This window comes from Amycolatopsis kentuckyensis, from assembly GCF_002155975.1.
Classification (GTDB): Bacteria; Actinomycetota; Actinomycetes; order Mycobacteriales; family Pseudonocardiaceae; genus Amycolatopsis; species Amycolatopsis kentuckyensis.
On sequence record NZ_MUMI01000838.1, the window covers coordinates 1 to 287 of the forward strand.

Here is a 287-nt window from a genome sequence, read left to right on the forward strand (position 1 = left end):
ACTGGGTGCTGCTGTTCGCCTCGTACGCGCTGTCGTCGATCTCGGTCAGCACGGTCGTCTACCACACCCAGCCGCTGATCCTGGTCGGCTTGGCGGCGGCGTTCCTCGGCGAGAAGGTGGCCAAGAGCCACCTGGCCCGCGCCGGCGTCGCGTTCGGCGGCGTGGCGTTGATCTCCCTGTCCGCCCACGGCGAGGACGGCAAGCCCGTCCAGCTGGCCGGCATCGGCCTCGCCCTCGGCGCGGCCGTGCTGTACGCGGGAGCGTCCTTCGTCGCGAAGCAGCTGAAG

1 pseudogene is annotated in these 287 nt (G+C 71.1%); it reads left to right on the plus strand.

Annotated elements, in window-relative coordinates:
* Nucleotides 1-287, plus strand: a pseudogene (locus CCN39_RS52440) (EamA family transporter); the annotation flags it as partial.